This window comes from Deferrisoma sp., assembly GCF_054681715.1.
In genome coordinates this window covers 1-7,423 of sequence record NZ_BAAHFQ010000137.1, presented here as the reverse complement: position 1 = coordinate 7,423, position 7,423 = coordinate 1, and the positions used below count along the sequence as shown (strand labels likewise).

Below are 7,423 nucleotides of genomic sequence, written 5' to 3'. Positions count from 1 at the left end.
TAAACGGGACGCGGCGTTTAGCATGAGGAGCTTCCTGGCCGCAGACCGCTGGATCCCCGGCGGAAATTTCTTGGAAAGCCGCCCTCGAAAGATCCGTTCGGTTTCCTTGCACCGGAAACTCTTGATCATGTGACGACCATATCCCCGTAAGATAATATGGTCAAGGCATGATCTCGCAACCCAGCGGGCTCCGGAGTAGGGGAGGCGGGTCCGGCCGGCGTTAGGGGGCCCGCAGGCCGTTGGCGAGGTCTCATCGGGTTTGCAACCGCTCCACCACCCCCAGGTCGCGCATCGCCCGGGCGGCGGCCGGGGGCACCCAGTGCTCCCAGGGTTCCCCGCGCCGGATCGCCTCGCGCACGCGGGTGGCGGTGATGGCCTTTTCCTCCGGGCGTTTCCGCCACAGCACCTCGGCCCGAAGCCCCCGCTCCCGGAGGAGCCGGAGTTTGCGCTCGCCCCAGGCGTCGTAGATGGTGAGGAAGTAGACGGCGTCCCGGGGCACGTACCAGCCCCACCGCTCCGGGAAGTTCACCGGGAACGGCACGATGCAAAACGCCTCGGCCGGCAGGCCCTCGGCCAGGAGCACGGCCTGCACGATGCGGTAGCGCTCGTAGAAGGTCAGGGGGTTCGCCTCGGGCCGGCTCCGGGCCGGGTCGGCCGGGTCGGCGCGGGTGGTCCAGGGGTCCGGGTTGGTGATGCCCACCACCAGGTGGTCGCACCGGGCCCAGGCCGCCCGCAGGTAGGCCAGGTGGTCGGTGTGGAATACCTGGAACCGGCCGTGCACGACGCCCGTGGTCATTCCCTCACCCTCCAGGGTTCCCGGTCGCCGGGCCAGTAGGGCTGGTCCACCGGGGCGTCCCGGAGGCCCCGGAGCTTCGCCCGGTCGAGGAGGTCGAGGACCATGGGGAGGAGGTCCCGGCCCCGCACGAGCCCCAGGGCCCCGCCCGCGCAGGACACCTCGTCGAACCGGTCCACCCGGTCGCGCCGCACCCCCTCCCCGTGGAGCAGGATCGGAACGGGTTCGCCCGAGTGGATGAGGGGGCCCGTGCTGGGGGTGGAGTGGTCCGAGGTCACGACGAGGAGCACCCCGGGGGCCGTGAGATCCTCCATGGCCTGGCCGATGGCCCGGTCGAGGGCCTCGATCGCCCGGACCTTGGCCCCGGGGTCCTTGGTGTGGGCCGCCTGGTCCGGGGCCTTGGTGTGGACGTGGACGAACTCGTGGTCGGCCCCGAGCGCCAACCGGATCCGCCGGAGGTAGTCGGCCCCGGGGTCGTCGGAGTCGCGGTCGGGTACGAACTCGAGCCCGAGGTGGCGGGCCATCCCCCGGTACACGAGGCCGGAGCCGATCGAGAGCCCCCTGAGGCCCCAGCGCTCCCGGAAGGGCTGGACCTCCGCCGGCCGTCCCGGCCGGTGGGTCACGACCACGTTGAGTTCCACGAGGCCCCGGGCCCGGCGGCGCCGGTTCACCGGGTGGTCCCGGAGGGCCCGGTGGCAGGCCCGGAGGAAGGCGTCGAGGGCCCGGGCCGTGCGGGCCGCCGGTCCGGGTTCCGGGGTGCGGGCCCAGGGCCGGGGGGCGAGCACGGGCTCGGCCCGGCCCAGGGGGTCGGTGTCGGTCACGTGGGGGGAGGCCCCGCCCTCGGCCCGGACGATGCCGTGGATCCCGCCCGTGGGGTGGAACGCGAACCGCAGGCCCTCGGCCTCCACCGCGGGAAGAGCCGAGGCCAGGGCCGCGGCCTCCTCCGGGGACGCGGCGGGCCGCTCGGGCCCCAGCCGGAGCCCGTCCCCGTCGGGGGTGGCGTGATCGAGGTGGGCCAGGAACGCCACGTCCCCGGGCCCCAGGGGGATCCCGGCCCCCAGGGCCTCCAGGGCCCCCCGGCCGGGAAACTCCTCGGGCCCGTACCCGAACAGGGCGAAGTGGGCCTCCTCGCTGGGCAGCGCCAGGCCGGGCCGGGCCGCGTGCAGCAGGCCGCAGGCCCCCCGGGCGGCCAGCCGTTCGAGGTGGGGGGTGTGGGCGGCCTCCAGCGGGGTGCGGTGCCCCAGGGCCGGGCAGGCCCGGTCCCCGAGCCCGTCCAGAAGAAGCAGGATGCAGCGCCGGGGCACGGGATCAGCCCCCCGGCCCCGCCGGATCGGCGGCGCCGATGGCGCCGGCCCGGCCCATCGGAAGATCCGCTTTGCCCGGGCCGCGCCGCCGGGCCATCCTGGGGGCATGTTCCGGTTCGACCTTCACGTGCATACCGCGTTCTCCCCCTGCAGCTCCCTCGGGGTCGAGGAGATCCTCCGGGCCGCCCGCGGCCGGGGCCTCGACGGGGTCGCGATCACCGACCACCATACCATGGCCGCCCGCCACCGGATAACCGAGGGCGTGCAGGCCGACGGGCTCGCGGTGGTGATCGGCATGGAGTACTCGACCCCGGAGGGCGACTTCCTCCTTTTCGGGCCGTTCGAGGACCTGCCGGAGGGGCTATCGGCCGGGCCGCTCCTCGCGTGGGTGCGGGAGGCCGGCGGCGCGGCGGTGGCGGCCCATCCGTTCCGGCGGGCCCGGCCCGCGGCGACCGGGTTCCTGCGGGCCGGCCGGTGCGAGCTCCTGGAGGTGGCCAACGGCCGGAACCGCCCGGCTGAAAACCGGCGGGCGGCCGAATGGGCCAGCGCCCACGGGCTTGCGGGGGTGGGGGGAAGCGACGCCCACGGCCTGGGCGAGCTCGGGCGCGCGTTTACCGCCTTCGAGGCGCCGGTGCGCTCCCGGGCCGAGCTCGTGCGGGAACTCCGGGCCGGCCGGTGCCGGGCGGTTGGGTGGGATTGCGATCGGCCCGGCGGCGGGGCGGCCCGGCCGCTGGGCAGCCACGACGCTTCCTGATCCCGGGCCCCGGACCGGGCCCCACAGCGCCGGACCGGGGCTACCCTTCGTTCCCGGGAGGAAACACCCCCGCCCTCACGCCCGCGCCGGGGTGCGGATGCCCTGGACGAAGAGGAGCGACACGGCGCTCAGGGCGGCGCCACCGAGGAACGGCACCCGGTGGTCGATCATCCACAAAAGCCCCCCCACGGCGGGGAGCACCACGGCCGCGATGTGGTTGATGGCAAACCCCACGGCCATGGTGGGGGCCACGTCCTCGGGGTCGCCGATCTTCTGGAAGTAGGTCCGGATCGCGATGGAGAAGTTGAACAGGAGGTGGTCGAGCACGTAGAGCCCCGCCGCCACCCACCGGGACCCGGTGAAGGCGTAGCCCAGGAAGATCAGGACGAGCCCCCCGTACTCCACCGAGAGCAGCCGCCGCTCCCCGAACCGCACGATCGCCTTCCCGATCAACGGGCTCGCCAGGTAGTTCAACGCGTTGTTGAGCACAAAGAGCGCGGTGATCTCCCGCACCGAAAACCCGAACACCTTCACGAGCAGAAACACGGAAAACGCGATGAAGATCTGCCGGCGGGCGCCGGCCAGGAAGGTCAGGACGTAGTAGAGCCAGTACCGCCGGCGCAGCACCATGCCCTTTCGCTGCACCGGCAGGTCGGCCCGGGTGGGGTTCCGGGTGAGCCCCCAGGCCCCGGCCAGCACGACGAGCCCGCCCACGGCCAGGTAGAGCTCCCGGTAGGCGAGGACCGGCGCGAGGGCGAAGATGGCGACGCCCACGGCCAGGTTCGAGGCGGCCGCCAGGGCCCGGAGCCGGCCGAACACCACCGGGGCGGTGTCCCGGTCGAAGTACTGGAGGGTGAGGGACTGGTTGGCGGTCTCGTAGTAGTGGAACCCGAGGCTCATCCCCAGGGTGGTCAGCAGGAGGCCGCCGTAGGTGGGGAGAAACCCGGTGGCCGCCACCCCGAGGCCCAGGACCGCGATGGACAGCGCCGCGAGTCGGTGCTCCGAGAGCACCAGGAGCACGTACACCACCAGAAAGGTGAGAAACCCCGGGATCTCCCGCACGGCCTGGATGACCCCGACGTGCACCCCCTCGAGCCCCGCCACCTCCACCGCGAAGTTGTTGAAGAGCGTCCGCCACCCCTGGAGCCCCACCATCGAGGCCACGGTGAGCACGGCGAGGAACCGGTACATGGGGTCGCGCCGATGGGGCATGGCTGGGCTCCGGGGGGGAAGGCGGGGCGCCGTAGCCGGGAGGCGAAACGGCAACGCGGGCCGCCCTCGGACGGCCCGCGTCGGGTCCCTAGTGGTGCCGGAGGGGGGACTCGAACCCCCACGGGCTTGCGGCCCACCGGATTTTGAGTCCGGCGCGTCTACCAGTTTCACCACTCCGGCCGGTGTGGGCGCCGAGTATAGGGGCGGGTTCGACAAAGTGTCAAGCGCCCTTGCCCTTTCGGGCGGCCGGATGGTATCGTCGCGGGTTTCCGAGGTCCAATCCCAACCCAGCGAGGTGTCGAACATGAAAGAAGGCATCCATCCCAAGTACGACAAGGCCGTGGTCACCTGCTCGTGCGGCGCCACGTTCGAGACCCGTTCCACCAAGCCCGAGATCCACACCGAGATCTGCTCCCAGTGCCACCCGTTCTTCACGGGCAAGGAGAAGGTGGTGGACACCGCGGGCCGGGTGGAGCGGTTCCTCCGCAAGTACGGCCTGGACAAGAAGAAGGACGAAGAGTAGGCCGAGGTGGGCGCCCGCGTCCGGCTCCTGAGCCACACCCCCGATCCGGAGAAGACCGTCGCCCTGGCCGCGCGGCTGTGCTACTCGGCCCGCGGGGTGGGGGAGCTCGCCCGGGATCTCGGCCCCGACGAGGTGGCGGCCCTGTTGGGCAAGCTCGTCTCCATGGGCCATTTCTCGGCCCTGGAGCACGCCTCGTTCACCTTCGGGGTCGAGGGGATCAGCCGGGCTTGCTCCCACCAGCTGGTGCGCCACCGGCTCGCGAGCTACTCCCAGCAGAGCCAGCGGTACGTGCGGCTCGACGAGCCCAACGTGGTGGTGCCCCCGTCGGTGGCCGCCGACCCGGAGCGGGCCGCGCGGTTTCGGGAGGCCGTGGAGGGGGTGTGGGCCCTCTACCGGGAGCTCGTGGAGGCCGGGGTGCCGGCCGAGGACGCCCGGTATCTTCTGCCCAACGCCTGCGAGACGAAGCTCGTGGTCACCATGAACGCCCGGGAGCTGCGCCACCTGTTCGCCCTGCGGCTGTGCCGCCGGGCCCAGTGGGAGATCCGGGATCTCGCCCGGGAGATGCTCCGGGCCGTCGTGCCGGTGGCCCCGCTCCTGTTCCGGGGCGCCGGCCCCGGATGCCTGCGGGGCGCGTGCCCCGAGGGGGCCTACTCCTGCGGCCAGGCCGCCGAGGTGCGCTCCGAACTCCGGCCGCTCCTGGGGGAGGCGCCGTGAGCACGGCCGGGTGGCTCGAGCGGCTCGAGGGGGTGGAGGCCCGGTACGAGGGGTTGAACCGGGAGCTCTCGGATCCCGAGGTGCTCTCGGACCCGGACCGGTACCGCAAGCTCGCCCAGGAACACGCCGAGCTCCGGGAGATCGTGGAGGCGTACCGGGAGTACCGGGAGTGCAAGGACCGGGTGGACGAGGCCCGGGCGCTGCTTGAGGATCCCGAACTTGGCGAGCTCGCGGCCGAGGAGCTCCCGGAGGCCGAGGAGGCCCTCGAGCGGGCCGAGGCCCGGCTCAAGGAGCTCCTCACCCCCAAGGACCCGCTGGACAAGAAGAACGTCATCCTCGAGATTCGGGCCGGGACGGGGGGCGAGGAGGCCGCCCTGTTCGCGGCCGAGCTCTTTCGCATGTACACCCGCTACGCCGAGGAGCGGGGCTGGAAGGTGGAGGTCCTGAGCTCGAACCCCACCGGGATCGGCGGGTTCAAGGAGGTGATCGCGCTCATCGAGGGCCGCAACGCCTACAGCCGGCTCAAGTTCGAGAGCGGGGTCCACCGGGTGCAGCGGGTGCCGGTGACCGAGTCGGGGGGCCGCATCCACACCTCGGCCGTCACGGTGGCGGTGCTGCCCGAGGCGGACGAGGTGGACGTGGACGTGAACCCCGACGACCTGCGGGTCGAGGTGTTCCGGGCGAGCGGCGCGGGCGGCCAGCATGTGAACCGGACCGAGTCGGCCGTGCGGATCACCCACCTGCCCACCGGGATCACGGTGGCCTGCCAGGACGAGAAGTCCCAGCACAAGAACCGGGCCAAGGCGATGAAGATCCTCCAGGCCCGGCTGTTCGAGAAGGCCAAGGCCGAGGCCGACCGGGAACGCAGCGAGGCGCGGCGGTCCCAGGTGGGAAGCGGCGACCGGAGCGAGCGGATCCGCACCTACAACTTCCCCCAGGGCCGGGTGACGGACCACCGGATCAACCTGACCCTGTACCGGCTCCAGGAGGTGCTGGAGGGCGACCTGGACCCGGTGATCGACGCCCTGGTGGCCCACGCCCAGGCCGAAAGCCTCGCCCAGAACGCCCAGTGACCCGCACCCCCCTGGAACTGGTTCGGCTGGCCACGGGGTACCTGGCCGAGAAGGGGGTGGCGACCCCCCGGCTCGATGCCGAGGTGCTCCTGGCCCACGTGCTGGGGGTGGAGCGGATCCGCCTCTACACCGAGTTCGACAAGCCCCTGGAGGAACCCGAGGTCGCGGCGTTCCGGGAGGCCCTGCGCCGGCGGGCCCGGCGGGAGCCCGTGGCGTACATCACGGGGGAACGGGAGTTCTGGTCGCTCCCGTTCCGGGTCGGTCCGGGGGTGTTGGTGCCGCGGCCCGAGACGGAGTTCCTGGTGGAGGCGGCGCTCGAGGGGGCGCCGCCCGAGGGCCGGATCCTGGACCTGGGGGTGGGGAGCGGGTGCGTCCTCCTGGCGTTTTTGACCGAACGGCCCGGCTGGACCGGGGTGGGGACCGATGTCTCGGACGCGGCGCTCGCCCTGGCCCGGGAAAACGCCGAGGCCCTCGGGGTGGCCGACCGGGCGGAGTTGCGGCGCGGCGATCTGTTCGCCCCCGTGGCCGGGGAGCGGTTCGACCGGATCGTGTCGAACCCGCCCTACGTGCCCCGGGACGAGATCGAGGGCCTGGAGCCCGAGGTGAGCCGGTACGAGCCCCGGGGGGCCCTGGACGGGGGCCCCGACGGGCTCGACGTGATCCGGCGGATCGCGGCGGAGGCGCCCCGGTTCCTGGCGCCGGAGGGCCGGCTCCTCCTGGAGTTCGGCAAGGGCCAGGACGCCGCGGTGCGGGACCTTCTGGCCGAGGCGGGGTTTTCCCGGGTGGAGATCCGCCGGGACCTGGCGGGCATCCCCCGGGTGGCGGTGGCGGGGCGGTGACGGGCCCCCTCACCCCGGCCCTCTCCCCCCGACGGGGGGAGAGGGAGACAGAAGGCGCCCCGCTCCCTATCGGCGTGCAACAGTCCCCCCTCCCCCTGATGGAGGGGGACAGGGGGAGGGGGAAGGACCCGCAGCGGTCCTAGGGGGCCTGGTTCCGGCGGGCCCTCGGCCCGGGCCCCCTCACCCCGGCCCTCTCCCCCCCAACGGGGGG

Annotated in this window: 8 protein-coding genes and 1 tRNA gene; 5 read left to right on the top strand and 4 right to left on the bottom strand. The window is 73.1% G+C overall.

What is annotated here, in order from left to right; translation table 11 throughout:
- Positions 1-250: 250 nt before the first annotated feature.
- Together ACY0I8_RS14525 and ACY0I8_RS14520 are read right to left on the bottom strand one after the other, a co-directional pair.
- Positions 251-796 (bottom strand): nicotinate-nucleotide adenylyltransferase, encoded by a 546-nt coding sequence (locus ACY0I8_RS14525; RefSeq protein ID WP_461395327.1) that lies wholly within the window; start codon positions 794-796, stop codon positions 251-253.
- Positions 793-2,097: an alkaline phosphatase family protein gene (locus ACY0I8_RS14520; protein ID WP_461395326.1), complete on the bottom strand. Its 1,305-nt coding sequence runs from the start codon at positions 2,095-2,097 to the stop codon at positions 793-795. The genes ACY0I8_RS14525 and ACY0I8_RS14520 overlap by 4 nt, the downstream gene beginning before the upstream one ends.
- On the opposite strand from ACY0I8_RS14520, the gene ACY0I8_RS14515 reads away from it, so the two are divergent.
- Complete coding sequence (locus ACY0I8_RS14515; RefSeq protein WP_459940959.1) at positions 2,081-2,851, top strand: PHP domain-containing protein; 771 nt, start codon at positions 2,081-2,083, stop codon at positions 2,849-2,851. The two genes, ACY0I8_RS14520 and ACY0I8_RS14515, sit on opposite strands and share 17 nt — an antisense overlap.
- A gap of 75 nt (positions 2,852-2,926) precedes the next feature.
- Here the strand turns inward: ACY0I8_RS14515 and ACY0I8_RS14510 are convergent, their stop codons facing one another.
- On the bottom strand, positions 2,927-4,063 hold the full coding sequence (locus tag ACY0I8_RS14510) for an MFS transporter (RefSeq protein ID WP_459940960.1): 1,137 nt from the start codon (positions 4,061-4,063) through the stop codon (positions 2,927-2,929).
- A gap of 92 nt (positions 4,064-4,155) precedes the next feature.
- A tRNA-Leu gene (locus ACY0I8_RS14505) sits at positions 4,156-4,243 on the bottom strand.
- A 124-nt stretch (positions 4,244-4,367) separates the two neighbouring features.
- On the opposite strand from ACY0I8_RS14505, the gene rpmE reads away from it, so the two are divergent.
- From rpmE to prmC, 4 genes are read left to right on the top strand one after another with little or no spacing between them, the layout of a single operon-like run.
- Positions 4,368-4,586: a 50S ribosomal protein L31 gene (gene rpmE / locus ACY0I8_RS14500; protein WP_459940961.1), complete on the top strand. Its 219-nt coding sequence runs from the start codon at positions 4,368-4,370 to the stop codon at positions 4,584-4,586.
- A 6-nt stretch (positions 4,587-4,592) separates the two neighbouring features.
- Positions 4,593-5,300, top strand: a complete 708-nt coding sequence (gene thyX / locus ACY0I8_RS14495) for an FAD-dependent thymidylate synthase (RefSeq protein WP_459940962.1) — start codon at positions 4,593-4,595, stop codon at positions 5,298-5,300.
- Entirely contained in the window at positions 5,297-6,373 is a 1,077-nt protein-coding gene (gene prfA, locus ACY0I8_RS14490; protein ID WP_459940963.1) for a peptide chain release factor 1, read from the top strand. Before thyX ends, prfA begins: the two co-directional genes overlap by 4 nt.
- Positions 6,370-7,212, top strand: coding sequence for a N5-glutamine methyltransferase family protein (gene prmC, locus ACY0I8_RS14485; protein ID WP_459940964.1), 843 nt, complete (start codon positions 6,370-6,372; stop codon positions 7,210-7,212). The genes prfA and prmC overlap by 4 nt, the downstream gene beginning before the upstream one ends.
- Positions 7,213-7,423: the final 211 nt, after the last annotated feature.